The 25001-nt window shown below is 63.6% G+C and carries 27 protein-coding genes, 4 tRNA genes and 1 pseudogene; 10 read left to right on the top strand and 22 right to left on the bottom strand.

The genetic code is table 11. The features are described 5' to 3' along the window. The first annotated feature begins 64 nt into the window (after nucleotides 1-64). Complete coding sequence (locus B6V75_RS03445) at nucleotides 65-739, top strand: haloacid dehalogenase type II (RefSeq protein WP_088718731.1); 675 nt, start codon at nucleotides 65-67, stop codon at nucleotides 737-739. Next, a complete protein-coding gene (locus B6V75_RS03450; protein WP_088718732.1) occupies nucleotides 736-1161 on the top strand; it encodes a cupin domain-containing protein in 426 nt (141 codons plus the stop codon). The genes B6V75_RS03445 and B6V75_RS03450 overlap by 4 nt, the downstream gene beginning before the upstream one ends. On the opposite strand, the gene B6V75_RS03455 is transcribed toward B6V75_RS03450, so the two are convergent. Then, entirely contained in the window at nucleotides 1162-1608 is a 447-nt protein-coding gene (locus B6V75_RS03455; protein ID WP_075776602.1) for a DUF4405 domain-containing protein, read from the bottom strand. It lies immediately after the preceding gene. A gap of 78 nt (nucleotides 1609-1686) precedes the next feature. Then, the gene (locus tag B6V75_RS03460; RefSeq protein ID WP_088718733.1) at nucleotides 1687-2796 is read right to left on the bottom strand and encodes an anhydro-N-acetylmuramic acid kinase; all 1110 of its coding nucleotides are present in this window, start codon (nucleotides 2794-2796) and stop codon (nucleotides 1687-1689) included. A gap of 59 nt (nucleotides 2797-2855) precedes the next feature. On the opposite strand from B6V75_RS03460, the gene tyrS reads away from it, so the two are divergent. From tyrS to B6V75_RS03475, 3 genes are all read left to right on the top strand, one after another. Next, nucleotides 2856-4103 carry a tyrosine--tRNA ligase gene (gene tyrS, locus B6V75_RS03465; RefSeq protein WP_088718734.1) on the top strand — a complete coding sequence of 416 codons (1248 nt, stop codon included), beginning with the start codon at nucleotides 2856-2858 and terminating at the stop codon, nucleotides 4101-4103. Between the two features lie 74 nt (nucleotides 4104-4177). After that, nucleotides 4178-4360, top strand: coding sequence for a DUF4169 family protein (locus tag B6V75_RS03470; protein ID WP_078523133.1), 183 nt, complete (start codon nucleotides 4178-4180; stop codon nucleotides 4358-4360). Further along, on the top strand, nucleotides 4357-4581 hold the full coding sequence (locus tag B6V75_RS03475) for a ribbon-helix-helix domain-containing protein (RefSeq protein WP_075776606.1): 225 nt from the start codon (nucleotides 4357-4359) through the stop codon (nucleotides 4579-4581). Before B6V75_RS03470 ends, B6V75_RS03475 begins: the two co-directional genes overlap by 4 nt. Here the strand turns inward: B6V75_RS03475 and B6V75_RS03480 are convergent. The 3 genes from B6V75_RS03480 to B6V75_RS03490 form a co-directional block, all read right to left on the bottom strand. Then, nucleotides 4557-5330 carry a lysophospholipid acyltransferase family protein gene (locus tag B6V75_RS03480; RefSeq protein ID WP_088719379.1) on the bottom strand — a complete coding sequence of 258 codons (774 nt, stop codon included), beginning with the start codon at nucleotides 5328-5330 and terminating at the stop codon, nucleotides 4557-4559. The genes B6V75_RS03475 and B6V75_RS03480 overlap by 25 nt on opposite strands. Nucleotides 5331-5380: 50 nt before the next feature. Continuing rightward, entirely contained in the window at nucleotides 5381-6157 is a 777-nt protein-coding gene (locus B6V75_RS03485; protein ID WP_240496896.1) for a GNAT family N-acyltransferase, read from the bottom strand. Nucleotides 6158-6326: 169 nt separating this feature from the next. Continuing rightward, entirely contained in the window at nucleotides 6327-6506 is a 180-nt protein-coding gene (locus B6V75_RS03490) for a DUF3553 domain-containing protein (protein WP_233243185.1), read from the bottom strand. A gap of 25 nt (nucleotides 6507-6531) precedes the next feature. Here B6V75_RS03490 and B6V75_RS03495 point away from each other — a divergent pair, with 25 nt between their 5' ends. Next, entirely contained in the window at nucleotides 6532-7146 is a 615-nt protein-coding gene (locus B6V75_RS03495) for a histidine phosphotransferase family protein (RefSeq protein WP_088718735.1), read from the top strand. Between the two features lie 40 nt (nucleotides 7147-7186). Here the strand turns inward: B6V75_RS03495 and B6V75_RS03500 are convergent, their stop codons facing one another. The 10 genes from B6V75_RS03500 to B6V75_RS03545 all read right to left on the bottom strand — a co-directional run bounded on the left by B6V75_RS03500 (nucleotide 7187) and on the right by B6V75_RS03545 (nucleotide 15855). Continuing rightward, complete coding sequence (locus B6V75_RS03500) at nucleotides 7187-8452, bottom strand: glutamate-5-semialdehyde dehydrogenase (protein WP_168174435.1); 1266 nt, start codon at nucleotides 8450-8452, stop codon at nucleotides 7187-7189. Then, on the bottom strand, nucleotides 8452-8709 hold the full coding sequence (locus B6V75_RS03505; RefSeq protein ID WP_088718736.1) for an RND transporter: 258 nt from the start codon (nucleotides 8707-8709) through the stop codon (nucleotides 8452-8454). The genes B6V75_RS03500 and B6V75_RS03505 overlap by 1 nt, the downstream gene beginning before the upstream one ends. A gap of 82 nt (nucleotides 8710-8791) precedes the next feature. Then, nucleotides 8792-8868 (bottom strand) — tRNA-Asp (locus B6V75_RS03510). A 315-nt stretch (nucleotides 8869-9183) separates the two neighbouring features. Further along, complete coding sequence (locus tag B6V75_RS03515) at nucleotides 9184-10125, bottom strand: pirin family protein (RefSeq protein ID WP_088718737.1); 942 nt, start codon at nucleotides 10123-10125, stop codon at nucleotides 9184-9186. 135 nt (nucleotides 10126-10260) lie between these two features. After that, a tRNA-Val gene (locus tag B6V75_RS03520) sits at nucleotides 10261-10336 on the bottom strand. Between the two features lie 42 nt (nucleotides 10337-10378). Further along, on the bottom strand, nucleotides 10379-11092 hold the full coding sequence (locus B6V75_RS03525; RefSeq protein WP_168174436.1) for a dimethylsulfonioproprionate lyase family protein: 714 nt from the start codon (nucleotides 11090-11092) through the stop codon (nucleotides 10379-10381). Between the two features lie 135 nt (nucleotides 11093-11227). Further along, nucleotides 11228-11302: transfer RNA gene (locus tag B6V75_RS03530), tRNA-Val, on the bottom strand. 59 nt (nucleotides 11303-11361) lie between these two features. Then, nucleotides 11362-11784 carry an HU family DNA-binding protein gene (locus B6V75_RS03535; protein WP_088718738.1) on the bottom strand — a complete coding sequence of 141 codons (423 nt, stop codon included), beginning with the start codon at nucleotides 11782-11784 and terminating at the stop codon, nucleotides 11362-11364. A 111-nt stretch (nucleotides 11785-11895) separates the two neighbouring features. Next, nucleotides 11896-14310, bottom strand: coding sequence for an endopeptidase La (lon, locus tag B6V75_RS03540; protein WP_075774719.1), 2415 nt, complete (start codon nucleotides 14308-14310; stop codon nucleotides 11896-11898). Between the two features lie 210 nt (nucleotides 14311-14520). Continuing rightward, the gene (locus B6V75_RS03545; protein WP_088718739.1) at nucleotides 14521-15855 is read right to left on the bottom strand and encodes an ATP-binding protein; all 1335 of its coding nucleotides are present in this window, start codon (nucleotides 15853-15855) and stop codon (nucleotides 14521-14523) included. Nucleotides 15856-15891: 36 nt separating this feature from the next. On the opposite strand from B6V75_RS03545, the gene B6V75_RS03550 reads away from it, so the two are divergent. Both B6V75_RS03550 and B6V75_RS03555 read left to right on the top strand, forming a co-directional pair. Further along, a complete protein-coding gene (locus B6V75_RS03550) occupies nucleotides 15892-16764 on the top strand; it encodes an MBL fold metallo-hydrolase (RefSeq protein ID WP_240496897.1) in 873 nt (290 codons plus the stop codon). A 71-nt stretch (nucleotides 16765-16835) separates the two neighbouring features. Beyond that, a tRNA-Asn gene (locus B6V75_RS03555) sits at nucleotides 16836-16910 on the top strand. Nucleotides 16911-17009: 99 nt separating this feature from the next. Here the strand turns inward: B6V75_RS03555 and B6V75_RS03560 are convergent. From B6V75_RS03560 to B6V75_RS03590, 7 genes and pseudogenes are all read right to left on the bottom strand, one after another. Continuing rightward, a pseudogene (locus B6V75_RS03560) lies at nucleotides 17010-17293 on the bottom strand (transposase); the annotation flags it as partial. An 87-nt stretch (nucleotides 17294-17380) separates the two neighbouring features. Then, on the bottom strand, nucleotides 17381-18511 hold the full coding sequence (locus B6V75_RS03565) for an ATP-binding protein (protein WP_088718741.1): 1131 nt from the start codon (nucleotides 18509-18511) through the stop codon (nucleotides 17381-17383). A gap of 2 nt (nucleotides 18512-18513) precedes the next feature. Then, entirely contained in the window at nucleotides 18514-19524 is a 1011-nt protein-coding gene (locus B6V75_RS03570; protein ID WP_088718742.1) for an ATP-binding SpoIIE family protein phosphatase, read from the bottom strand. Then, nucleotides 19521-19940 (bottom strand): ATP-binding protein, encoded by a 420-nt coding sequence (locus B6V75_RS03575; RefSeq protein WP_233243229.1) that lies wholly within the window; start codon nucleotides 19938-19940, stop codon nucleotides 19521-19523. The genes B6V75_RS03570 and B6V75_RS03575 overlap by 4 nt, the downstream gene beginning before the upstream one ends. Beyond that, nucleotides 19933-20277 carry an STAS domain-containing protein gene (locus tag B6V75_RS03580; protein ID WP_232621759.1) on the bottom strand — a complete coding sequence of 115 codons (345 nt, stop codon included), beginning with the start codon at nucleotides 20275-20277 and terminating at the stop codon, nucleotides 19933-19935. The genes B6V75_RS03575 and B6V75_RS03580 overlap by 8 nt, the downstream gene beginning before the upstream one ends. Before the next feature lie 10 nt (nucleotides 20278-20287). Beyond that, nucleotides 20288-21163: an STAS domain-containing protein gene (locus tag B6V75_RS03585; RefSeq protein WP_075774712.1), complete on the bottom strand. Its 876-nt coding sequence runs from the start codon at nucleotides 21161-21163 to the stop codon at nucleotides 20288-20290. Nucleotides 21164-21379: 216 nt separating this feature from the next. Beyond that, entirely contained in the window at nucleotides 21380-23422 is a 2043-nt protein-coding gene (locus tag B6V75_RS03590; protein WP_088718744.1) for an ATP-binding protein, read from the bottom strand. 179 nt (nucleotides 23423-23601) lie between these two features. Here B6V75_RS03590 and B6V75_RS18825 point away from each other — a divergent pair, with 179 nt between their 5' ends. Together B6V75_RS18825 and B6V75_RS03600 are read left to right on the top strand one after the other, a co-directional pair. Then, complete coding sequence (locus tag B6V75_RS18825; RefSeq protein WP_240496898.1) at nucleotides 23602-23961, top strand: hypothetical protein; 360 nt, start codon at nucleotides 23602-23604, stop codon at nucleotides 23959-23961. Nucleotides 23962-24076: 115 nt separating this feature from the next. Further along, on the top strand, nucleotides 24077-24997 hold the full coding sequence (locus B6V75_RS03600; protein ID WP_088718745.1) for an endonuclease/exonuclease/phosphatase family protein: 921 nt from the start codon (nucleotides 24077-24079) through the stop codon (nucleotides 24995-24997). The last annotated feature ends 4 nt before the right edge of the window (nucleotides 24998-25001 follow it).

Raw genomic sequence — 25001 nt, forward strand, 5'->3', positions numbered from 1 at the left:
AGGATATTTGGGCCAAGCCGAAGGGGCGATTGCGTTGCGCCCTGATCCGCGTCACTGTCGGGCCATGATCAAGGCTCTGATTTTCGATGTGTTCGGCACCTGTGTCGATTGGAGGAACTCCGTCGCGCGTGAGGTGGAAACTGCCTTTCCCGGGATCGATTCCCTTGCTTTCGCCGATGCGTGGCGTGGCGAATACGATCCTGCGATGCGGCGCATTCGCGACGGCGGGCGCGGCTATGTGGCGCTCGACGATCTGCATCGCGAGAACCTGCACCGGGTAGCCAAGCGCTTCGCGGTCTCGGCACCCGATAGCCTGTCGCATGTCTGGGAGCGGCTGAACCCGTGGCCCGACGCGGTCAGCGGCCTTCACGCGCTGAGGCGCCATGCGATCATCGCGCCATGCTCCAACGGGTCCATCGCGCTGATGACACGGCTTGCGCGCCACGCGGGGCTGCCGTGGGATTGCATCCTCGGCGCGGATATCGCCCGCGACTACAAGCCGAAGCCGGAGGTCTATCTGGCCTCCTGCGCCGCGCTGCGTCTGCCGCCCGAAGAGGTGATGATGGTGGCCGCGCATAATGATGATCTCTCGGCAGCCCAGGCGCTGGGGCTAAAGACCGCTTTCGTACCGCGCCCCACCGAATACGGTCCCGCTCAGGACAAGGACCTTGTGCCGAGCGACGAATGGGACGCGATCGCGCCCGATTTCGAGACGCTCGCCAAGGAGCTCTTCGCATGAACGAGGCCGACGCGATCATCGAAGCCCTTGGCCTCGTGCCGCATCCCGAAGGCGGGCATTACCGCCAAACCTGGGAAGCGGAAGCCGCAGACGGCGCGCGTCCTTCGGGCACCTGCATCTATTTCCTGCTCAAGGCGGGCGAGCGCAGCCACTGGCACCAGGTGGACGCGACCGAAATCTGGCATTTCCACGCAGGCGCGCCGGTGCAGCTCGATATCGCGCCGCAGGAGGCGGGCCCGGTGCTGGAATTGCTGTTGGGCCCCGACGTGATCGGCGGCGATCAACCGCAGGGGATCGTACCCGCGGGCCAGTGGCAATCCGCGCGCTCGACCGGGGCGTGGAGCCTTGTCAGCTGCACCGTCTCGCCGGGCTTTCGCTGCGAGGGGTTCGAACTGGCCCCACCCGGTTTCGACATCCGTTAATCACCAGAGACCGATGCTCGCCCAACGCGAGAGTTGATCGAGCCAGCTGACAGGCGGCCACCAGAGCAGCGTCAGCACGATCACCGCGGCCACGAGCCCCACCGCCAGCGCCAATTCGCGCCTGTGACACAGCGTTTGCGCCGCCGCGGACCACAGCAGGTTGCGGATCACCGGCCAGTGCAGCTTGATGTGCCAGACCCCGGCGAAGACGAAGAGCACCCCCATCGCGAGGTGTAAAAGCTCCCAGTCGGCGCGGTCGAGCGCGAGGAGCGACCAGTCGATATCCCGCGCAACCCGGCCCGAGGGTGCAATGCTGACGACGAGGCCGGAGATGACCATGACGACGAAGCTGAGCCCCGCAAGGAAGACCGCGGCGGCCCGGTTCGAGAACGGGGCCTGCTTGCGCGCCTGCGGCGTGGGACAGGGATCGGTTGGAGTTTCAGACATCGGACTACCCTCTTCAATGAGGCCGATCCTAGCGCCGTCCGCCGCGGCGCGGCATGATCAGCGTCAAGTGATGCGAACTTAGCCGGGGCGCGAGACCTTGCCGCCGCCGATCAGCGCCGACACCCCGGTCGTCGAGGGCCCAGAGGTTGCCATGCCACGCGCCACCCGCACCGCGAGATAGGCGAAGGCCTGCGCCTCCAGCATGTCGCCATCGAGCCCGATATCCTCGATCGGCTGCACTGGCACGTTCATGCGCCGCTGCAAAGCCACCATCAGCGCGGTGTTGAGCCGCCCGCCGCCGCATACATAGATCGCCGAGGGCGCGGTCGGGTAATGCTCCCCCGCCCGCGCGACGGAGGCTGCCGCACAGGCGGTAAGCGTGGCTGCCGCATCCGCGTCTTCCAGCGCGGCCACACGGGACAGGACGTCATGAAAATCGTTCCGGTCGAGCGACTTCGGCGGCATCTTCAGGAAATAGGGATGCGTCAGGAAGGCCTCGACCACTGCCTCGTCAACGCGGCCCGTCAGCGCCAGTTCTCCGCCCGCATCGAACTCCGCCTTGCGCCTGAGCCGCATCAGATCGTTGATCGGTGCGTTGGCGGGGCCGGTGTCAAAGGCCAGAACCGCGCCCGGCACCTCTGCCGAGGGTTGGCGCGGATCGACCCAGGTCACATTGCCGACGCCGCCGAGGTTCAGAAACACCGCCGGCGCATCGAGCTTGGCGTATTTCGCGCAGGCAAAGTGGAAGAAGGGCGCGAGCGGCGCGCCCTGCCCGCCCATCTCGACATCGGTGGAGCGGAAATCCCAGACCACCGGGCGCGACAGCACCTCGGCCAGGACCGAGCCGTCGCCGGCCTGATGGGTGCGGCGCGGGCCCTGCATCCCATAGGGATCGTGGGCGAGCGTCTGGCCGTGAAACCCCACGAGCTGCGCCTCTCCGAAGCCGCTGAGCAGTTCGGCATGGGCGGTTTCGACCACCTCGCAGGCCTCCTCCACCCCGGCCTCGCCGGGCCAGCGCCCGAGGGCTGCATGGAGCGTCGCGCGCTCGGCCTCGGTATAGGGGCGGTAGTCGCTGCGGCCGAAATCGAGAATGCGGGTTCCGTCGGTCAACACGAGCGCCGCGTCCACCCCGTCCAAGGACGTGCCCGACATGGCGCCAACCGCCCAGACCGGCCCGGATTTCAACATGGCTTCCCTCTCGTCGCCTGCCCCGATATACGCACGCTCAGACGAAAGGAACAAGCACGATGACCTACCATCCGAAATCAGACTTCATGCGCGTGATGATCGAGCGGGGCTTTCTGGCCGACTGCACGGATTATCAGGGGCTGGACGAGGCTTTGGCGAAAGGCACCGTGCCGGGTTATATCGGCTTCGACGCGACGGCGAAGTCGCTGCATGTCGGCTCGCTGATCCAGATCATGATGCTGCGCTGGCTACAAAAGACCGGCCACCAGCCGATCACCCTGATGGGCGGCGGCACGACGAAGGTGGGCGACCCCTCCTTCCGCGCCGATGAGCGCCCGCTGCTGACGCCCGACCAGATCGACGACAATATCGCGGGCATCAAGCAGGTGTTTGCGAAATACCTCGATTACGAGGCCGAGACGCCGGCTCTGATGCTCAACAATGCGGAATGGCTCGATGGGCTGAACTACCTCGATTTCCTGCGCGATATCGGGCGGCATTTCTCGGTGAACCGGATGCTGTCGTTCGAGAGCGTGAAATCGCGGCTGGATCGCGAGCAGAGCCTCAGCTTCCTCGAATTCAACTACATGATCCTGCAGGCCTATGACTTCCTCGAGCTGAACCGCCGCTACGGTTGCCTGCTGCAGATGGGCGGCTCGGATCAATGGGGGAATATCGTCAACGGGATCGACCTGACGCGCCGCGTGCTCGATCAGGAGATCTTCGGACTGACCTCGCCGCTTCTGACAACCTCGGACGGCAGGAAGATGGGCAAATCGGCCTCGGGCGCAATCTGGCTGAACTCGGACATGCTGAGCCCTTACGAGTTCTGGCAGTTCTGGCGCAACACGACAGACGCCGATGTTGGCCGCTTCCTGAAGCTTTATACCGAGCTTCCGGTCGAGGAATGTGAGCGTCTGGGCGCGTTGGAAGGCTCCGAGATCAACGCGGCGAAGGTGCGGCTGGCCAACGAGGTCACCGCGCTCTGCCACGGCTGGGAGGCCGCGCATGCTGCCGAGGCAACCGCGCGCGAAGTCTTCGAGAAGGGCGGCGTGGGTGACGACCTGCCTACCCTCACGCTGACGCTCGAGGAACTGGGCGACGGGATCAGCCTCGCGCAGCTCGTCGTGCGTTCGGGCCTCGCGAAATCGGGTAAGGACGGCAAGCGGCTGATCGCGGAAGGCGCGCTAAAGGTCGATGACGAGCCCTGCGCCGATCCGGGCCGCATGTTCACCGCCGCCGATCTGGAGACCCCGGTGAAGCTGAGCGCGGGCAAGAAGCGTCACGCGCTGGTCGAAGTCGAGTAACTGTATCGGGCGCGCCTCATGCGGGCGCGCCCAAGCCCCTTTTCCGATACGATCGGCTGTGGCACTCTTTGCCCATGAGCAAGGTCACCAATCTCAACCAGTTTCGCAAACAGCAGGCGCGCGTGAAGAAGCGCGAGCAAGGCTCTGTGAATGCTGAGAAATTCGGTCGCAGCAAGGCCGAGAAAACGCTACAGGAAAGCCGCGCCACGAAAGAGCGGCGCGATCTCGACGGCCATCAGCGCGAGCACGACGAATGAGCCGACCGAAGAAACGCTCCCTGACGCTGGGCGGGCACCGCACCTCGGTCACGCTGGAGGATGAATTCTGGCGTGCCTTCCGCGATATCGCCCATGAGAAATCATTAGGCCTCAACGAGTTGGCAGCCGAAATTGATGTGGATCGCGGCACCGAGACGGGCCTTGCCACGGCAATCCGCCTCTACGTGCTGGCCTATTACCGGGCGCGTGCGATCTCGTAAGGCAAGCCGCGACGCACGGCGCTTTCCGCAGCCCATGCAAGCTCCTTGCGCGAGCGATAGTCGGAAACCGAGAGCGGCGCGTGGAACACCACTTCGACCGCGCCCTGCCGCGCCTGTGCCAGCACCTTGATCAGATGCGGCCCGAACTCCATATCGCCCCACCAGCCATAGAACCGCACATCCTCGCCCGCGGGGGGCGTGTAGACCACGGTGACCGGCTGGATCTGCATCACGCGCTCCAGCCCATGGCTGTAGAATGCCTGAAACAGCGTCGGCTTGAAGGGCAGCACCCGGCGCGCATCGGTCGAGGTGCCCTCGGGGAAGAACAGTAGGTGATGGCCCGCCCGGATGCGATCCTCGAACAGCCCCTGCTGCGTCTTTGCCTCACGCGGATCGCGCTTGATGAAAACCGTGCCCGTGGCCCGCGCGAGCCAGCCGACGAAAGGCCATTTGGCGACCTCGGCCTTGGAGACGAAATAGACCCGCTGGCAGGCGTTGAGCGCAAAGATATCGAGCCACGATCCGTGATTTGCGACCACCGCCCCGATCTTGGTCATCGGGCGCCCCGTGACGCGATAGGAGATCCCGAGGATCGGGAAGCTCATCCGGCAGACCGCTTGCGTGATCCACGGCGTCCAGGGCCGCGCCAGCCCGTGAACCGGGCGCTCCACCAGACGCACCAGCAGCAGCACTGCAAGCCCGATCAGCAGCATCAGCCCCCAGATCAGACCGCGCAGCCCTGCCCGCATCCAATCGAGCGCGCCGAACTGCTTTGGATCGGGCTCGTCCTCGATCCAGCTCACGCGCGGCCCTCGAAACGACGGGTGTAGAAGCTGCGATGCTTGTCGCTCATCGCCTTGGTATCCATGAGCAGGAGAACGTCGGTCGTGTTGAACGGATAGTCGATGAAAGCCCCCTCGCCCACGAATCCGCCAAGCCGCAGATAGGCCTTTATCAGATTGGGCATTTCGGCCAGCGCCGCACGCCGATCCAGCGCCGCCTCAGGTACGAGGTCCATTGGCTGGAACGCCTCGGACCGCGCGCGCGGACGCATGTGCGCGGGCGCTAGGTGATGGTGATGCAACCACGACAGCGGCGCTTTCAGCTTCTCGGCATCGGTGCCGTGGAAGGACGCAACGCCGAAGAGAATCTCGATGTCATGGGCAAGGACGTAATCGGCCAGCGCATTCCACAAAAGCAGCATTGCCGCCCCGCCCCGATAGTCCGGATCGACGCAGGAGCGCCCAAGCTCCAGCAACTTGCGCCCGGTGCCGACCAGCGGCGAGAGGTCGTATTCGCTATCGCAATAGAATTGCCCTGCCCGCTCCAGCCGATCCGAAGGTAGCAGCCGGTAGGCGCCCACCACATGCTCGCCTTCCGCGCGCGCGGGATCGACCAGCAGAAGATGATCGTAGATCGCGTCGAGCCGATCGCTTTCCAGACGATTTTGGTGATCGACCGTTTCGCCGCCGCCGCCGAGTTCTTCAACGAAAACGCGGTAGCGAAGCCGCTGCGACGCCACGAGATCGGCGGCATCGCGGGCCAGCCTGATTTCGAATGCGGCGCTGTCGATCACGGGTGTCCTCCTGCCGATATTCGCTGGCCCGGTTTAGAAAGCCGCGCCCGGATTGGCAATATCGCGCGGCGCGGAGCGTGTCATGGACGCATCACGACGGGGGGCGATGCGCCACATCCTCCGGTTGACGGAATTTCTCGCGTGACCTCACGCGCCTGTTAACGTTTCATCAACTTTGTTCAGAGAAAACCAATTCCAACGCGACCCGCCGACCGTCCAGGACAAGCTTGCCTTCATGTTCAAAATTGACCGTCACCTTTTCGCCGATACGCGATTGCACCTGGCCAGTGCCCCAGTCGGGCTGGGCGGGATTCCTGACCAGCATGCCGGGTTCTAGGATTTCATAGATCACATTTCACCTTCTGGAGAGTTTGATGCCATTCGAGACCGCGAATGCGGGTGCGGAGGACGCTGATTTGATCGAACTTGTCGCATCGCGCCTGTGCCATGACCTTATCAGCCCGATCGGGGCCATCGGCAATGGGGTAGAATTGCTCACCATGACAAGCGAAGCGCCCGGCCCGGAGGTGGAGCTCATTTCGCAAAGCGTGGCGGCGGCGAATGCGCGCGTCAAGTTCTTCCGGCTGGCCTTTGGACGCGCCGGACCCGATCAGCAGTTGAGCGAAGCGGAAATCACCGGGTTGCTGGGCGAAGTCTCCGCTCAGAGCCGCGTGGAATACGATTGGCGGGCGCCGGGAGAGACGCCGCGCGCCGAGGTGAAACTGGCGCTTCTCGCGATGCTTTGCCTCGAAACCGCGCTGCCCTTCGGCGGCGATATCCGCGCGATGCCCTGCGGCGACGGCTGGATGATCACGGCGCGCGCCGAGAAAGCGCGACCCGATCGTGCGGCCTTCGCGGCGCTCGATGGGGAACCGCTGGACCTGACGCCCACGCGGGTGCAATTCGCACTCCTGCCGCGCGAGGCGGCGCGGCAGGGTCGCAGACTCGATTGGTCGGTCGATTCCGAAGGCGGCACGATCGCCTTCTGACAGCGACCGCGTCCGGCTGAAATCGGAGGGTACGGTGCGCTCAGGGACGCACCGTGCCGTGCCCGGTCACCAGGTACTTGAACGAGGTGAGCTGCTCGGCGCCCACCGGCCCGCGCGCATGCATCTTGCCGGTCGCGATACCGATCTCTGCGCCCATCCCGAACTCGCCACCATCGGCGAATTGGGTGGAGGCGTTGCGCATCAGGATCGCGCTGTCGAGCCGCTCGAAGAAGCGGTCGGCGGCGGCGTCATTCTCTGTCAGGATCGATTCAGTGTGCTGGCTGCCATAGCGGCGGATATGTTCGATCGCGCCATCCACGCCATCGACGATCTTCGCCGCGCAGATCATATCGAGGAATTCGCGCCCGAAATCTTCCGCACTTGCCTCGGTGACGCCCTCGATTTGCAGCAAATCGCCCGTGCCGCGCACCTCGACGCCTGCTTTGAGCAGGTCTTCGATCAGCACGCCGCCATGTTTCTTCCAGAAGGCGCGGTCGATCAGAAGGCACTCCATCGCGCCGCAAATCCCGGTGCGCCGGGTCTTGGCGTTCACCACGACGGCCCGCGCCTGTTCCAGATCGGCTGCCCCGTCGGCATAGATATGGCAGATGCCCTCGAGATGGGCGAAGACCGGAACACGCGCCTCGGCCTGCACCAGACCGACGAGCCCCTTGCCCCCGCGCGGCACGATCACGTCGATGAATTCGGTCGCGCGCAGCATCTCGGCCACGGCGGCGCGGTCGCGGGTCGGCACGAGCTGGACCGCCGCCTCGGGCAGCCCCACCGCACGCAGCCCCTCGAGCAGGCAGGCATGGATCGCACGGCTGGAATGGAAGCTCTCCGAGCCGCCGCGCAGGATCACCGCATTGCCCGATTTCAGGCATAGCGCGCCGGCGTCCGCCGTCACGTTGGGCCGCGATTCATAAATCACGCCGATCACGCCAAGCGGCGTGCGCACGCGCTTGATATGCAGCCCCGAGGGCATGTCCCATTCCGCGATCGTGTCGCCCACCGGATCGCGTTGCGCTGCCACCGCCCGCAATCCCTTGCCGATCGCCTCGATCCGCGCATCGTCCAGCATCAGCCGGTCCATCATCGCGGGGCTCAGCCCCTTCTCGGCCCCGTAGGCCATGTCCTCGCCATTTGCGGTGATGATGTCATCTTTACGCGCGAGCACCGCATCGGCCGCCACTTCCAGCGCCTTCTGCTTTACCTCGGCGCTGGCGAAGGCCAGTTCCGCCGCGGCCGCCCGCGCGGCAGCGCCCATCGTCTCGATCAGCCCTTTGGCGTCCATGTCGTCTTTCATTACGCACCCCTACCGGATTTCCCGGTTTGTCCGGTTTTCACCCATTGCGCCAGCTTCACCGCCAGCACGACCCACGGGAGCCCGTGCATCACCAGATCGAACCAATCGACCGTACGCACCAGCGTGCCCGCCGCCAACATCTTCAGCTTTTCCCAAATATGTGGCTCTGGGGTGAATGGCGCGAGACCCAGCAGACCCGCGAACAGGACTGCTTGCAGCAGGGTGATGTGGTCGAAAAACTGCTTGATCCAGCGCATGCGCTCCTCCCGAAACTTCGCCCGGATATAAGCGACAGATACGCGTTTCACAAACGCAACTTTACCGTAGAAGGGGGGAAAGTGGCGCGGTTGACGGGGCTCGAACCCGCGACCCCCGGCGTGACAGGCCGGTACTCTAACCAACTGAGCTACAACCGCTCGCATCATCTGCCCGGATCGCCGTCCGAGCGTGGGGAGGGTATTACGCGGGCGACCTGCCCCCGTCAAGCGGCCTGAGAGCAAAAATCCGACGAATTTTCACCTGCCGTTCGGGCAAGCAAATCGCGGCTCCTCAGTGCGCGTCCGCGGCCCTTATTTATCGCGCCCGCACGTGCCCCGATGAGATGCGCTTTCTGCTTCCCCTTGGCAGAAACATCCCGGGGGAGACCGAAGGTCGGGGGCGGAGCCCCCTCTTCTTTTAGTTTTGTCGCCGTCCGGCGACGGGGGCAGCGCCCCCTTTCTCGGCGGATGCAATCAACGTTCCGGCGCGGGAATGAACTCCACATCATCCGCGGGCGGCAGTTGGAATCGGCCATGCGCCCAGTCGCCCGCGCGCCATGCCTCTTTGGCCGCGTCGATCTTGTCGCGCGAGGAGGCCACGAAATTCCACCAGATATAACGCGGACCGCCCAGGGTCGCCCCGCCCAGAACGATCAGCCGGGCGCCCTGCCCGCCCGCCTTGAGCGACACCCGGTCGCCGGGGCGGAAAACGAGCATCCGACCTTCCTCGTAGGTTTCGCTCGCGACGGTTACGGAGCCTTGCAGCACATAAACCCCGCGATCCTCGTGATTGTCAGGCAGCGGGATCTGCGCGCCCGGATCGAGCTTCGCATCGGCGTAGAACATCTCGGAGGGCAGATCGATTGGGGCATGCGCACCCCAGGCATCGCCCAGCACCAGCCGCACGGTCTTGCCCTCGGCCTGCAATTCGGGAAGCGCCTCGGCACCCACATGTTTGAACGCCGCCTGCCCCTCTTCCTGATCCTCGGGCAGTGCAACCCATGTCTGGATACCCGCGAGATTCTGGCCGGTGTCGCGGACCTTGCCGTCAGTGCGCTCGGAATGGGTGATGCCGTAGCCCGCACTCATCCAGTTCACCGCGCCCGGCGTGATCCATTGATCGGTGCCCAGCGAATCGCGGTGATGCAGGCGGCCTTGCAGCAGGTAGGTCACAGTCGCGAGCCCGATATGCGGGTGCGGGCGAATGTCGATGCCCCGCTGGCCGGAGAGGAACTCCACCGGGCCGATCTGGTCGAAGAAGATGAACGGGCCGATCATCTGGCGTGCAGCCGAGGGCAAGGCGCGGCGCACCTCGAATCCACCAAGGTCGCGCGCTCGGGGCGCGATAACGGTTTCAATGGCGTCGACGGCATCGCCGATCGGAATTTCGGGGTCGAGGGCGGGGTTCCAGCTCATCGGAGCGCTCCTTTCCTGTGGTTGAGGGAAAGGTAGCATCGCGGCGCGCATATCATAGAGCCATGCGCGAACAGAGTCTGAGCGCGGTCGCGCAACGCCACGCAAGCCGTTGATATCCGTACTATTCATGGGGAATGGTGGGCGGTGAGGGACTCGAACCCCCGACATTCTCGGTGTAAACGAGACGCTCTACCAACTGAGCTAACCGCCCCCGCCCCTTCCTCTAGCTCCGCCTTGCGCGGGGATCAAGGGCTCAGATGCCTTCGCGCATCCGCGCCTTGCGGGTCGAGGAGAGTTTCATCCCCGGCGCGGACAGCCGCGCTTCCGGCCCGACCCAGGCATAGGCGAGCAGGCAGGGATCGAGATCGGCCGTGGTGATGCGGTGCTCGTGATCGGGTCGGTTTAGGATCAGCGACCCCGGCGCATGCACCGCAGTGTCATTTTCCGACCACGGGCCCGCGACCGAGATATAGCTTTCCTCGATCTCCTTATGGCTGTGCTGCGGATAGGTTGTGCGCGGCGCGAACAGGACGAATCCCAGCACCAGCCGATCCGAGGCCACCGGACCGCGCGGACCCAGCACCTCGCAATAGGCATATTTGCGTGCCAGCGCCTTCGGCACTTTCTCGTAGCCATATTCCCATGTCAGCTGGCTCGCGACACGCGACAGCGCCCGCGCCATGCCCGCCACCGCACCGCGCTCGCCCAGATCGAGTGCCCGCGACAGATGCGCGGTCACCGGTTTCGGCTGCGGCTGGCGCGGCGTCACCGGGGGATTGGTGTCGATGATCTGCGAGAGCGTGTCTCGCACCCGTTTGCGGTGGCTGCGGATGAGGCGACTGCCGCCCGCCGAGCCATGACGGTAGAGCGTGTCGAATTCCCGCAGCAGATAGAGCCAGTCCGGACAATCGGAGACGCGCAGCCCCTCGTCGGGGGTCGTTTCGTTCATCGGCATCGTGTCGGTCATCGCATCCTCCGCGTCTCGTGCCTCGGGCGCTTCTCTGGCGTGCTGTCTGGCCCATAATCTGACGCCGCGGGGCGCAGAAAACTAACCGGAAAACGACGAAGGCGCGTCTGTTCAAGACGCGCCTTCGTAGGAAAATGGTGGGCGATGAGGGATTTGAACCCCCGACATCATCGATGTGAACGATGCGCTCTACCGCTGAGCTAATCGCCCTCCGTGGCGGGCTTTTAGCGCCCCGCTTCTGGCTCCGCAAGAGGGTTTTCGACGAAATCTCAGCCCCGGTTTTCGACCTCGCTTTCCAAGGCGTCGTCCTCGGCCTGCGCGGCGCCATCCGCCTCTGCCGCGACGGCCTCGAGCATGCCCGAAGGGCGGCGCAGCTTGACCACGAGGATCTCGTCGCCGTTCTTCTCGAACTGGCGGTTGATCTTCAGCTTGCCGAGCGGCGGGATGCTGAGTTCCTCGCCTTCCGAGAGCGCCTCGCCCAGAACTTTCAGCACGGCCTCCGACATCGCTTTCGCCTCGCCGCGCTTCACGCCAGCCTCGACCATCACCCGATCCACGAAGCTTCGCTTGCGCACGAGCGCCTTCGCCTCGGCCCCCGGATCAGGAGCTGCCGGCGTGAGCGTCGCGGCGGAGGCCGGAGGTGTCGCGGCGGGGGGCTTGCGGGTCGATTTCGGCTTCTGGCTCTTGGCCATGGCGGCTCCTTTTTTGACCGGAATAAAAGGAGGTTACGTGCAAATGCCTTCAGATGCAAAAACGCCCGCCGCGATATGCGACGGGCGTTTTCGTTTTCAATCCAAAGCCGATCAGTGCGCGGTTGCGCCCTGTGCGTCCGATTTGGCCGCGGCTGCGGCGGCGGCTGCCGCCTCTTCGGCCTCTTCGTCCCAATCGACCGGCTCGGGCTGACGCACCAGCGCGCGGGCGAGGACTTCGCGAACATGAGTGACCGGCACGATCTCCAGCCCCTCCTTCACGTTGTCGGGGATATCCGCGAGGTCTTTTTCATTCTCCTCGGGGATGAACACCGTCTTGATCCCACCACGCAGTGCCGCGAGCAGTTTCTCTTTCAAGCCACCGATCGGCATCGCGTTGCCGCGCAAGCTGACCTCGCCAGTCATGGCGATATCCTTGCGCACCGGGATTCCGGTCAGCACCGACACGATGGAGGTCACCATCGCCAGACCCGCAGAGGGCCCGTCTTTCGGCGTCGCGCCATCCGGCACGTGGACGTGGATGTCCCACTTCTCGAAGCGCGGCGGCTTGATGCCGAATTGCGGCGCGACCGAGCGGACATAGCTGGATGCCGCGTCGATCGATTCCTTCATCACGTCGCCCAGCTTACCGGTGGTCTTCATCCGGCCTTTACCCGGCAGGCGCAGAGCTTCGATCTGCAGCAGGTCGCCGCCCACGGAGGTCCAGGCGAGGCCGGTCACGACGCCCACCTGATCTTCCTTCTCGGCCAGACCGTAGCGGTGCTTCTTGACGCCCAGATATTCGCCCACCTTCGCCTCATCGACGGTGATGTGCTTGATCTGACCCTTCGACTTGATGATCTCGGTCACCGCTTTCCGGGCGAGCTTCGCGATATCACGTTCGAGATTCCGCACGCCCGCCTCGCGGGTGTAGTAGCGGATCACGTCGGTCAGCGCGCCATCGGTCAGTTCGAACTCGTTCTTCTTGAGCCCGTGACCCTTGATCTGCTTCGGGATCAGGTGCTGCTTGGCGATCTCGGCCTTCTCGTCCTCGGTGTAGCCCGCGAGCGGAATAATCTCCATCCGGTCCAGAAGCGGGCCCGGCATGTTGTAGGAGTTCGCCGTCGTCAGGAACATCACGTTCGAGAGATCGTATTCCACTTCGAGATAGTGGTCCACGAAGGTCGCATTCTGCTCGGGGTCGAGCACTTCAAGCATGGCCGAAGCCGGGTCGCCACGGAAGTCCTGACCCATCTTGTCGATCTCGTCGAGCAGGATCAGCGGGTTCGTGGTTTTCGCCTTCTTCAGCGCCTGAATGATCTTGCCGGGCATCGAGCCGATATAGGTCCGACGGTGGCCGCGGATCTCGGATTCGTCGCGCACGCCGCCAAGCGAGATGCGGATGAATTCGCGCCCCGTTGCCTTGGCGACAGACCGGCCGAGCGAGGTCTTACCCACTCCGGGGGGACCCACGAGGCACATGATCGGGCCTTTCAGCTTGGCCGAGCGCGCCTGCACCGCGAGATACTCAACGATGCGCTCCTTGACCTTCTCGAGCCCGTAGTGATCGGCATCAAGCACGGCCTCCGCCTTGCTGAGGTCTTTCTTTACGCGGGATTTGGTGCCCCACGGGATCGAAAGCATCCAGTCGAGATAGTTGCGCACGACGGTGGCTTCCGCCGACATCGGCGACATCGACTTGAGCTTCTTGAGCTCGGCCTCGGCCTTTTCCTTGGCCTCTTTGGAAAGCTTCGTGTTCTCGATGCGCTCTTCCAGCTCGAGGATCTCGTTCTGGCCGTCTTCGCCATCGCCGAGTTCCTTCTGAATGGCCTTCATCTGCTCATTCAGGTAGTACTCGCGCTGGGTCTTCTCCATCTGCGTTTTCACACGGGACTTGATCTTTTTCTCCACCTGGAGAACCGAGACCTCACCCTGCATGAGCCCGTAGACCCGCTCCAGCCGCTCGGAGACGTCGAGCGTCTCCAGAAGCTCCTGCTTCTGGGCCACTTCCAGCCCCAGATGGCCGGAGACGAGATCGGCCAGCTTGTCCGCTTCGGTCGCGTCGGCCACGGCCGAGAGCGCCTCTTCGGGGATGTTCTTCTTGATCTTCGCGTAGCGCTCGAATTCCTCGGCGACCGAACGCAGCAGCGCGCGGATCGTCTCCACGTCGCCCTCGGTTTCGATCAGCGGCTCGGCATTCGCTTCAAAGTAGTCGTCATTTTCGACGAACTCGCTGATGCGCACGCGGCTCTTGCCCTCGACCAGAACCTTCACGGTGCCATCGGGCAGTTTCAGCAGTTGCAGCACGTTGGCGAGCACGCCAACGCGGAAAATCCCGTCTGTGTCGGGGTCGTCTTGCGACGGGTCGATCTGGCTCGCGAGCAAGATCTGACGGTCATCCGCCATCACCTCTTCGAGTGCGCGCACGGATTTCTCGCGCCCGACGAAGAGCGGCACGATCATGTGGGGGAAAACCACGATATCGCGCAACGGCAGGACCGGATGGGTGACAGAGCTAAATTCGGTCATCGGCGTTCCTCTCTTGGCAGGAGGGTCCGGCCCCGTTTTCGGCGACCACGTCCCTCCCCTGTTCGACCCAATATCTAGGAGCCGCGAAGCGTCCATTCAACTAGGCCATGTCACTCATCCGTCACAATGCGTGGCCCCGGGACAGGCCGCAAGAGGCGATCTCGCTGCCGTGAGCGGTTCGTGCGCGCGCGTGATCGAACGTGTAGCCGCTCACCGCGGCAGGATCATCTCGGCCATCAAGCCGCCAAGCCGTTCGGATCGCCCGAGTTTCAGCGATCCGCCATGGCGCCGCAGGATGTCAGCGGTGATCGAGAGGCCAAGGCCCACCCCCTGCCCGCGATCCTGATTGCGCGCCGGATCGAGCCGCGTGAAGGGCAGGATCGCCTCTTCGCGGCGTTCGGGCGGGATGCCAGGGCCGTCGTCATGCACCGCGATTCGCCATCCCGTGCGCGCGATCGAGACGGTAATCTCGGCGCGGGTGCCGTAGCGGACCGCATTGCCGATCAGGTTTGCCAGCGCGCGTTTGAGCGCATCGGGACGGAAAGTCGCCTCCTCCTCCGTGTCGCAATCGACGAGCGTCACGTCGCGGCCCATCCGCCGCATGTCTTCCACCACGCCTTCGACGAAGCCGCAGATCGGCAGCGTCTCCGGCTCGCCATGCGAGGCGCCGTCGCGCGAAAAATCGAGGAAGGCATCGACAAGGCGACCCATCTCCTCGACGTCGCGCTCCATCGCGCGGACCTCGTCCGTCTCCTCCATCATCGACAGCCCGAGCCGCAGACGCGTGAGCGGTGTGCGCAGATCGTGACTGACACCCGAGAGCATCAGCGTGCGCTGCTCGATCTGCCGCTCGATCCGGTTGCGCATGTCGAGGAAGGCGCGGCCCGCGGCGCGCACCTCCGTCGCCCCCGAGACGCGGTAATTCAGGTTGCGCCCCTTGCCGAATTCCTCCGCCGCATGGCTCAGTCTGCGGATCGGACGCAGCTGATTGCGCAGGAAGATATAGGCGATCAGCGTCATCAGAATGGAAACAAAGACCATCAGAACGAGCAATTGGTGGGGATTCGACGCCGATACCCGGCTGCGCGCGAAGGTCACCGCCAGCGGCCCGTTCGGCGTCTCCTGCACCACCCGCACGGAGTTGGTGGTGTTGTCGAGAACGATCGAGCGAATCTGAGACAGATTCGTGCGCAGGGTCGAGATCACCACGATCCCGGTGAGATCGAAGAAGTTGCGCGTATCGCCCCGCTGCGACGCAAGATCCGTCGGCGCCGGGAATTGCGAGGTGAAGTTCAGTGTCTTGTCGAGCACGTCGAGCCGTTCGCGCGCAACCTCGGCCGTCGGCGCATTGGTCGCGACCTGATCGAGCAGCGCGATCTCGCGCACCATCCCTTCGGTCATCTGCTGCGTGACACGTTCGAAATGGCGCTGGATGAAGACGACGGATACCACCAGCTGGATCGTCACCACCGGCAGAATCAGGATCAACGCGGCCCGCCCATAAAGCCCGCGCGGCATCATCTGTTTCAGCCAGCGAAAATTCATGCCAGAACCCTAGCGATGGCCGCGACGGAGGGAAAGATGGAAGAATTGCAGCCCGGCTTGCGTCGGATCCTGGCTCCGAACCCGTCCCCCATGACTTATACCGGCACCTGCACCTATGTCATTGGCACAGGCGAGGTCGCAGTGGTCGATCCCGGCCCCGCCGATCCCGCCCATCTGCAGGCGCTGCTCGACGCGCTCGCCTCCGGAGAGCGCGTCAGCCATATCCTCGTGACCCATGCGCATCTCGACCATTCCCCCGGCGCGCGGCTGCTGGCCGAAACGACAGGCGCGCCGATCCTCGCTTTCGGCCCGCCCGAGGCCGGGCGCGCGCCTGTGATGGCGGAACTCGCAGCGCGTGGACATGCGGGCGGCGGTGAAGGAGTCGATCACGCGTTCGACCCCGACATCCTTATCGAGGATGGCGAGACGCTGAGCCATGGCGACTGGTCGCTCACCGCGCTGCATACGCCCGGTCATTTCTGCAACCATCTGAGCTTCGCGATGGGCGATGCGCTTCTGACCGGCGATGTGGTGATGGGCTGGTCCTCGACGCTGATCTCACCGCCCGACGGAGATCTGGGCGACTACTATCGCTCCCTCGCGCGCATCGAGGCACTCCGCCCGCGCATTCTCTATCCCGGCCATGGCGAGCCGGTGACCGATCCGCAAACGCTGATCGCGAGTCAGCGCACACATCGCGACGCCCGCACCGCGCAGATCCGAAGCGCCTTGGCAGAGCGCCCCGCCACCCCGCAGACGCTCACCCGCGCGATATACACTGACGTCCCCGCAGCCCTCCTGCCAGCCGCCGAACGGAATGTCTTCGCCCATCTCGTTGAAATGTCGGTACAAAACGAAGTCATCGCCGCGCCCGACCTGCGCCCGGAGGCGCTATTTTCGCTGACGTGACGAAAGCCTGAATTTTTTCGCCAGAACCCTCTGGACATCCCAATTCGAGATTCATATACACCCTCACATGTTCCGGCGTAGCTCAGCGGTAGAGCAGTTGACTGTTAATCAATTGGTCGTAGGTTCGATCCCTACCGCCGGAGCCAAATCTCTCGCAAGAGACTGATTTCAAAGAGAAAAGCCCAGAGTTCGCTCTGGGCTTTCTTTTTTCCGGCGTCCCAAAGGCACAAACGCGGCACGGACCGACGAAGGCCGCGGCACATGGCTCTGACGACGAACTGCCCGCGATGCTCGGCCGCGAACGCGTATCTCACTTTGCATTCCAGGCGAAATAAGCGGGGACCATTTTTAAGATGTCGCGCTCCTCCGAGACCCGTGCCAGTTCCTTCTTCAGCCGACAGATCTCGGCATCCGTCTCCGTGTCGCTAGCCGACGCTTTCGAGAACTTCTTCCTCCAGGGGCAGAGGGAGCATTGGCTCACACCCAAGCGCTCGGCCACCTCTCTGACCGGGTAGACCCTCTCCGTGATCTGCGCGACGGCATCTTGCTTGAAATCGTCGCACGATCCTGATCATCGGGAAGCAGGCGTATTCCTGAAGACGATCAGAGCCGAAATTTAGCTTTGTGCCGGAAACTTGATACAGACGCGCAGCCCGTCGGAGCCGTCCACGGTCAGCGTCGCATCATGCTGGAACGTCAGGGTCCGGATCAGGCGCCAGCCGAGAGAATTCGACCGTTCCGGGCGCTCGGCATCCGACGGCAAGCCGATGCCGTTGTCAGAGACGACCAGGGCGATCCCGCTTTGCAGGTCGCCGGAGACGTCGACGCGAATGGTTCCGCTCTCCCTGCCGGTAAAGGCATATTTGAACGCATTGGTGATGAGCTCTCCGATGATGAGCCCAATGTCGATGGCGAGCTTGCTGTCGAGCATCAGCTCTGCGCAGGTCACCTCGATATTGGCGTCGAGGCTTTCGCCGCTGAACGCACGCTCCGAAGTTCTCGCGACTTCGGCAGCCATCTGCGCGAGATCCACCTTTCCGGTCTCCTTCCCGCGCTGCATCAATTCGTGGGCCTTGGAGAGCGCCCCGACACGGACTTCGAGTTCGGTCAGAACCTGCTGGGTCTCCGGTTGTTGGGCCCGCGACTTGCTCATACGAATGAGCGCGGCGATGAGCGCGAGGTTATTGCCGGTCCGGTGGTGTAGCTCCTGCATCAGCAGGTCGCGTTCGGTGATCCCCTCCGAGAGTTCGCGGTTCTGTTCGCTGAGGGCCGCTGTCGGGTCCTTCATGCTGAGATCGTTTAGCGCTTCTGTCGCCTGATCGATGAGCCGGGCATCCGCCGACAGATTTGCCGACGAGCGGAAAACCGCCTCGATCCGAGTTCCTTCGTGACCGGTCTCGACATCGAAACGCGTTGCGATGCGCTGCACACCGCGAAGCCCCAGCCCCATCCCCGTCGAGGAGGAAGGCGCCCCATCCGGCTGAAGTTTCTCCTTCGGGATGCCGCGCCCCTGGTCGGTCACGAGAAGCCCGAGTGCCGGTTTGCCTTCCACCTCGGTGAGCGAGAAGGTCGCGCGTCCCTTCTGCCCATGTTCGATTGCATTGCGACCGAGTTCGACGACGGCGGTGACGGCCCGTGTGCGCTCGAACGCGCCGAATTGCAGGACGTTGGTGAGCGTCATGGCGACATCGCGCAGCCGGGCCACGTCGGCGCTCTTCTCAAGGTTCACGGTGGTGAGTTTTGCCATGGTCAGTGGGCGCCTCCCCGGTTTATGCGCATGACGACGATGCTCGCATCATCGCGCCCGCGGAACGCGCGATCCAGAAGAAATCCGGCGATCAACAGCGGGCTTTTCTTCAGCAATCCGGGCGGAAAATGCGCCTCCCGCAGGGTTTTCAAACCGTCGCTATGCAGGATCACCATGTCCCCCGCCTCCAGCTGCACGGCTTCCTCGTAGCCATGAGTCGCCGCGCCACCGATGCGACCGTCGCGCACCGCCAGCCGCCTGATACCTTTCGCACCGATCAGCAAGGTCGAGATATTGCCAAGCGCCGCGTAACGTAGCTCCATCTGCGGCTGTGCGACATGCATCAGAGCTACCACCGCCCCGCGTCGACCGACCAGCCGCTCGGTAATCTGGCGCATCAGCTTACCTGGCTCCGACGAAAGCCCGCCCGCGGCGCCTGCAGCTGCGATCACCTCGCTGGCGGCTTCGGCGGCGGCGGGGCCATGCCCAAGGCCGTCGCAGAGCAACACATCGGTCGCCCGCGGGGTCTGCCGGATCTGAAAGTCGTCGCCGCAGGTGTCTTCGTTCGGGTGGCAAACACGCAGCCCCACCGCTTCGACGCCGCAATCAGCACCGCCGCTTTTCCCGCCGAAGGTGCATACGATCGTCGTTCCGGTGTCCGGCGAACTGAAAATGTCGAACGTATCCGAGAGGCGCACGATCGCCCCGAGCCCGAGACCGGCGGAGTCAGTCGAGCTTTCGCCATCTTGGAACATCCGGTCGATATCCGAGATCCCCGGCCCTCGATCCGTGAAGATCATGTTGATGACGTCGGAACCGGGCTGGCGCACAAGTTCGATCAGGGCTCGCCCGCGCTCTGCGTAGCGCAGCATGTTGGTCGCGGCCTCCGTAGCCACGATCGCGAGTTCGCCGACGCGTGTCTCGGGAAGACCGATCGCGACCCCATGGCGCCGCGCGAGCCGCCGAACAACGGCCACGGCACTGCGATCATCAATTTCCACCCACTGGTTCATAGCTTCACGCTCATGGAGACGGTTGTGCCCTTGCCGGGGGCAGAGCGGACCTCGAACCCGTGTGAAAGGCGCTTGGCGCCGCCGAGCCCTCTGCCGAGGCCTCCCGCGGTCGTGTAACCGTCGGACATGGCCAGCGATACGTTTTCGATTCCCGGCCCCTCGTCGCGGCATTCGACGCGCAGATACTCGGAACGGTCGTCGAGATAAATTGAAATCTTGCCGCCGCCTCCGTGCACGATTGCGTTGCGAGTGATTTCGCTCACAGCCGTCGCAAAACGGGTGATCCGCACCGCCGACAGCCCGCGCTCCTTGAGAATTCGAGCGACGGCCTGACGCGCAGCGACCACATCGCGGCTGGTCGCAAGCGTTATCTCCGCGACGGCGGGTCTGCTGGATGTTTCGTTTGGATCAGGCACGCCGCAACTGAGTGAGTGCATGGGTCAGGCTGAGCGCCGTGCGGGTCTCGGGCAGATACATCCCCAGTTCGACCAAGGTCACCGCAACCGCTGGACGCATCCCGACAACGTAGGTTTCCGCGGCCAGCAGCTTGGAAATGCCAGCGAGCTGGGCAATGACGCGCCCGACGAAGGTATCGACGATCTCCAGCGAACTGATGTCGAGGATCACGCCCTTGACGTTCTCCTTGGCGATCCGGTTGGAGAGCGTGTCCTGCAGTTCCACGATTTCCGTATCGGTGACGTCGTCCTGAATGGAGACCAGAAGCGCGTTCTCGACCAGGTTTATGGACGTCACACCCGACACGTCAGGAGACCTCGCTGGTTTTGATGACGTAGCCGACCTTCTGCAATGCATCGGCCAGGGCCGTGCGGATGCTGGACCGGGTGGACACGGTGCCCACGTCGATGCCGAGCTGCACCATGGTCTGCGCGATCATCGGGCTGATGCCGCTGATGATGCATTCCGCGCCCATCAGGCGCACGGCGGCCGCGGCCCGCAAAAGGTGCTGCGCCACCTGCGTGTCGACCGTGCCGACACCGGTAATGTCCATGATCACCACCTCGGCCTGCCGCTCGAGAATGGTCTGCAACAGGTTCTCCATGACCTCCTGCGCCCGGGCGGAATCCAGAGTGCCGATCAGCGGCAGCGTGAGAACGCGATCCCAGAGTTCGACCACCGGGGTCGACAGCTCGAGCATTTCCTGACGTTGGCGCTCTATGATCTGGTCGCGTTCGCCGATGAAGATCTCGTTGGTATAGATCGCGAAAGCATCGACGAGACGGGTCACCATCAGCACGTCGCTGATAAGCTTCCCGCTTTCGACATCCGTCATCGCCTCGAGCCGCTTGAACAGCGGAGCTTTGAGGGCGAGCACGAATGTCGCCATCTCGGTCGGCGTGACGCCACGGCCGACGCGCTCCTTGCTGACGTCTGCGAGGACGGCACGCAGGTCTTCCCATTCGTCGTCGTCCAGGCTGAACTCTTCGTTTACGACGCCGGCACGGATACCCTTGGTGAAGGCTTTCAGAAGTTCCTGGTTCTGCGCACGACTCTCGGAGTCGGAGAACAGGTCAGAGCGTTTCACGCCCTCTTTCACCTGAGTGCCAAGCCACTCCTCGACGACACCTGAGAAATCAGTTTCGAGTATGGTCAGGATATTTGCCGTCGCTGTCTGCGGCATGTGCAGGAACTCCCGTTCTTATGAATAAAACAGGTAAGCCAATTAGCTGCGGCAAAGTCAACGCATGGTCTTCAATCTTGCCCCGAGGACAAGCCCCTGATCGTCGACGTCCACGGGCACTGCGATCTTGCAAACCGGTCAATGGAACCGACATCCCTGTCACTCGAAATCGCAAAAGCGAATGCGCCGAACACCGTTCGTGACGAACCGCATCACTCAGCTGAGCCCAGAGAGCCTCTTCACGCGATGCACCATCTCGTCGAAATCAAACGGTTTCAAAAGGACTTCGGCGTCGACCTGAGCCGGCCCTGTCGCGGCTTCTTCGTCATATCCGGTCATGAATATGATTTTCAGGTCTTCGCGGGACTCTTTCGCCCGGGATGCGAGTTCACGACCCGTCATCCCGCCGGGCAAGCCGATATCCGTCAGCAGAACCGACACCCCCGGCTGTTCGTGCAGCAACGCGAGGCCGTCAGTCGCGTTCCCGGCTTCGTAGACAGTGAACCCAGCCTCTTCCAAGGCCTCCACCACGACGAAGCGCACGATGACTTCGTCATCGACCACGAGGATCGAGTGATCGGCGCTCGCGGCCGGAGCCTCAGCCACCGGACGCTGCGCAGTGGGGAACTCGATCGCCGCCGTAGAGCGCGGCAGAAAGATGTTCACTGTCGTTCCCACACCGCAATCGGCTTCGATCGTAGCGCATCCGCCGCTTTGCCGCGCAAACCCATAGACCATCGAGAGGCCCAAGCCGGTGCCTTTACCGCTGGGCTTGGTGGTAAAATAAGGATCGAACGCTTTCGATATCTCTTCTGCGGACATCCCCGTTCCGGTGTCACGCACGGAAAGGCGCAGGTAGTTACCGGGCTGAAGTTCCGAATGTCCATCTTGTATGACTTCGTTGGCCGTGCTGATCGTGATCGTGCCACCGTCGGGCATGGCATCGCGCGAATTGATGCAAAGATTTAGCAGCGCACTCTCGAGCTGGTTCGGATCGACCATCGCGGGCCAAGGCGCTGCGCTGTGCTCCGTTCTGATCAAGATGTGCGGCCCGATCGTGTGCCGCAACAGGTCCTCCATACCGTGCACCAGCTGGGGAACGTCGGTGGGCTTGGGCATGAGCGACTGCTGACGCGAGAAGGAAAGCAAGCGCTGGGTGACGCCTGCGGCACGTTCGGTCGACGATCGCGCGGCTTCCAGATACCGCAGGATTTCCTCGGGACGCCCGTCTTCAAGGCGCTTCGCGACGAATTCGAGGGATCCCGAAATCGCGGTGAGGAGATTGTTGAAGTCGTGAGCGAGACCGCCGGTCAATTGCCCCACGGCCTCCATTTTCTGGGCCTGCCGGAGTTTCTCCTCCTGCTGCATCAGCTTCGCGGTCTGCTCTTCGACACGCTGCTCCAGAGTCTCATTCAGCTGAGACAGCGCCGCGGCCGCCTTGTCGCGCTCCTCGAGAATGGCGCGCCGATCATCGAGATCCATCAGAACGCCTGCGAAAATGCGCGGTGTTTGCGATTCCATCCGGCCGTTGGCTTCGACCCAGTGATAGCGCCCGTCGGCCCGCCGGACACGGAACTGATGCGCGTAAGGCGACGTCTGCTGCGTCGCGCGGTGGATCGCCGCCATCAGACCCGGCTTGTCGTCCTCGTGCACGTTTACGACAATCTGCTCGATGGTCAGGCCTTCGACAGCCCGCGCGGGGTCGAGCCCCATGCTGCGGGAAAAGTCGTCATCGAGGTCGAAGGTTTCGCTGTCGAGATACCAGACCCAAGTGCCCAGGATCGCCCCGGCCGAGAGCGCTCGCGCGACGTGACGCGCGTTCTTTTCCGCGCGCCGCTGGCTTTCGCGTAGCTCGCGCTCCTTCTGTTTGCGATCCGTGATATCGCGAAAGAGAACCGCGACCTGAGCTTTGCTTGCGGGCTCCACCCGCCTCGCAGAGACCTCGATGTGCCGCCCGACCTCAACGAATTCGCGCTCGAACCTCAGAGGCTCCCCGGTTCTGAGCACTTCGCCGTAGATTTTCACCCACTCGTCCCCATCTTGCGGAGCGACATCGAAAACGGTCTTGCCGACAATGCCGTCAATCCCGGTATGCCTCTCGTAACCGGAATTGGCTTCGATATGGACGTAGTCGCTGAGTGGGCCTCTGGGACCGTCGATGAACTGGATGACGCAGAACCCGTCATCGATCAACTCCATCAAGGCCTTGTAGCCAGCGTCAGGAGCAGTTTGGTCCTCGGCGCCGCGTGCTCCCGGCATCAAAGCGTCTTGCGAATTCACTTAATCGGTCCAATGCAGATTGGGTTTTCTGAACGAGCGCAATAGTTAGAGCTTTTTGTGAATCTTACAAACAGCATTTGACCCAAATGGGCCAGAAACAAAAGCACGCAAAGACGCCCCGCCAACACTCATCCAGCAGCTAATCTCGCGCGACAAATGTGGGAAGGGCCATTTGGCACGCGCTGACCGACAACGCCCATGATCCCGAGAAGGCGCGGCGCATCAACGCAGTGACAGGTTGCGCCGTGCTGGCCGAGGCTAGGGCAATCATCCCCAAGTCAGGCCGGTTGCCCGGTATCGACGGCAAGGCCAAAATGTCGAAACCCGGTGATAATGCCATTGCGCTGTCCGCATCGCCGGAGAAGATCCGAAGCGCGGTTCGGGCGATGTTCACCGATCCGAGCGACCTGCGTGTCGAAGATGCGCCCCGCTGCCTCGCGCTCAAGCTCTTGCAAGGCGTTGCCCCCGTGATCACCGCAGCTTCGTGGCAATCTCTTCCGGCTTGTGTCGCTTCGTAGCCATTCTGATCCTCCGTTTTTCTAAACATAAAGGCGGACCGCTTCATTGGGGGAGGATCAACGGACGCATTCGCGCTGTTCCAAACCGCCTCGCCCATGCGATGCTGACGCCAAGATGCGGATCGCGAGCCTCAACACCCAAAACATGCGCCTGCTACCGAACCGGGAGCTAGGGCGGCTGCATGGGGCTTGGGACAGCGACGACCCCGAGGACCCGCGCCTCGATCCGATCGACCGGAGGTTGACGGCCGATCTGCTCGCCGGGATCGACGCCGATCTGGTCGCGCTGCAAGAGGTGTTCGACCTCGCGACCCTGGAGCACTTCCACGCGCGCTACCTGCTGCCCGCCGGCACGCGGCCTTACCCCGAGCGGGTCTGCCTGCCGGGCAATGACGGGCGCGGGCTCGATTTGGCGGTGCTGTCGCGCCGGAAGCTGGGAGCGGTGCGCAGTCACGCCGCGCTGACGCCGGGCGATCTGGGGCTGGAGCTGCCCGAGGGCGTCGATCCCGAGATGCCGATCTTCCGGCGCGATTGCCTGATGGTCGAAGTGGGCGCGCTGACGCTGTTCATCACGCATTTCAAATCGCCCTACCCCGACGAGGCCGCCGCCTGGCGCACCCGGCACCTCGAGGCGCTGGCGACGCGGGCGCTGATCGAGCAGCACTTCGACAATCCGGCCGAAGCGCTCTGGCTGATCCTTGGCGATCTCAACGAACCCGACGACTCCGAGCTACCTCTGCCCCGCGCGACGGCGCCGCTTGAACACGGGTTCAGCGTGGATCTGATGGCACGGATGCCCCGGCCCGAACGCTGGACCTATTACGACCCCCATTCGGCGCGTTACCATTGCCCCGATGTGCTGCTCGCCTCGCGCGCTCTCGCCGCGCGCTACCCCGATGCGGCGCCGCGTATCCTGCGCAAGGGCTTGGGCACCGAGGCCGCCCGCTATCAGGGCGAGCACCTGCCCGGCATCGGCCGCCACCGCCCCCATGCAAGCGATCACGCGGCCGTCGCGATCGACCTGCCGGGGCTGTGAGCGC

The organism is Thioclava sp. F1Mire-8 (genome assembly GCF_002213165.1).
Taxonomy (GTDB): Bacteria; Pseudomonadota; Alphaproteobacteria; order Rhodobacterales; family Rhodobacteraceae; genus Thioclava; species Thioclava nitratireducens.